At 73.3% G+C, this 1,554-nt stretch carries 3 protein-coding genes; 2 read left to right on the forward strand and 1 reads right to left on the reverse strand.

Annotated features, from left to right (window positions below):
• Window positions 1-302 (forward strand): nitroreductase family protein (locus tag AC27VN_RS41095; RefSeq protein WP_490880457.1); only part of this gene is annotated, 302 nt, incomplete at its 5' end.
• Window positions 299-667 carry a gamma-glutamylcyclotransferase family protein gene (locus AC27VN_RS41100; protein WP_490880458.1) on the forward strand — a complete coding sequence of 123 codons (369 nt, stop codon included), beginning with the start codon at window positions 299-301 and terminating at the stop codon, window positions 665-667. The genes AC27VN_RS41095 and AC27VN_RS41100, both read left to right, overlap by 4 nt.
• A gap of 24 nt (window positions 668-691) precedes the next feature.
• Here the strand turns inward: AC27VN_RS41100 and AC27VN_RS41105 are convergent.
• On the reverse strand, window positions 692-1,554 hold an 863-nt coding region (locus AC27VN_RS41105), incomplete at its 5' end, for a molybdopterin-binding oxidoreductase (RefSeq protein ID WP_490880459.1).

Below are 1,554 nucleotides of genomic sequence, written 5' to 3' on the forward strand. Positions count from 1 at the left end.
TGCCCGCGCGCGAGCAATGGCTGGCCGCCGGCGCCGCGCTCGGCAACCTGCTCAATGCCGCGCATCAACTGGGCTTCGGCGCGATCGTGCTGAGCGGCGAGCGCTGCTTCGATCCGGTGCTGGCCAGCGAGCTCGGCGTGCGTCCCGAGGAATTCCTCGCGGGCTTCGTGAGCCTCGGCAGCGTGGCCGAGGCACCGCCCGCGCGCGATCATGCGCTGCCCGGCGAGGTCTGGTCGGCCTGGGCGCCGCCGCGCGAGCAGCTGTTGCCGCATGCCGGCGATGCGGGACGCTCGTCGCCATGAGCACGGACCACGGCGCCACCGAGCGCCTGTTCTCCTACGGCACGCTGCAGCTCCAATCGGTGCAACTGGCGACCTTCGGCCGGCTGCTCGCGGGCCAGCTCGACCAGTTGCCCGGCTACCGCCTGGAGCGGCTCGCGATCCGCGACCCCGCCGTGCTCGCGACCAGCGGCAAGAGCCACCATCCGATCATCGCGCCCACCGGCCGCGCGGAGGATTGCGTCGACGGCGCGGTGTTCGCGATCACACCGGCCGAGCTCGCGCAGTCCGATGCCTGCGAGGTCGAGGACTACCGCCGCGAACGGGTGCGGCTGGCCTCCGGCCTCGAGGCCTGGGCCTACGTGGACGCGCGCGGCCGGCCCGGCTGAGACGGCCGCGCGTCGACCCGCAGCTCAGGGCGTGTCCGCCGCGAACACCTCGATCGCGACCAGGTTCGACACCGAGCGGCCCTGCTTGACCTCGCCCGGCACCACCAGCCGCGCGACGCCGTTGGCACCGAGCCCCGCACCGTTCATGTCGTAGGCGACGATCGCGCCCTTGTTGCCGAAGCCCGGATCGATCTCGCCGAGCGAGACCGCGGCGCGATAGCCGTCGCTGCCGGTGGCCACGGCATACATCGACAGGCTGGGGTTCTTGCCCGCGGGCAGGCGCAGGCCCAGGCCGTTGAGCAGCGTCCACAGGCTCACGCCGGTGTAGACATTGGCGCCCACGGTCTGCGTGACCGGCACCATCGCCTGCAGCGCCTTGAGGTCGAAGCTCAGCGGCGTGCTGACGGCGCCCGACACCGCGAAGCTCGTCGACACGCCGCCGCCCGTGCCGGCGGCGGTGGCGGCCGAGGGCTGCACCCGCAGCCGCACGAGCTGCGACACATAGCGCCCGCCCTTGATGTCGCCCGGCGCGGTGACGCGGAACGGTCCGTCGGCCGCGGCCAGCGGCCCCGAGCTGCCGCCGGTGGCTTCGGCATAGGCCACGATCGCGGGCTTGTTGCCGAAGTCGGGGCTCAGCTCGCCGAGCGCGAACACCACGCGGTAGCCGTCGGCGCCGGTGGCCAGCACGTGGCGGCTCAGCAGATCGTTCTTGCGCGTGGCGTCGGCCTGCAGGCCCGCGTCGGACAGCAGCGACCAGAGGCTGGTGCCGGTGTAGGTGCGGGTCTGCGGCGTGCTGCCGCTGTTGAAGTTCACCGTCTGCGTGAGGGCGGCGCGCGCGGCCAGGTCGGCCTCGACGTAGTCGGCGGGACGGTCGACCGCGCCTTCGA

The sequence above is a fragment of the Variovorax sp. 20P10.2.4 genome, assembly GCF_058244205.1.

What these genes read in the sequence shown, in the direction of transcription:
- AC27VN_RS41100 (WP_490880458.1), top strand. Translation starts at nt 299, where the DNA reads ATGAGCACGGACCACGGCGCCACCGAGCGCCTGTTCTCCTACGGCACG.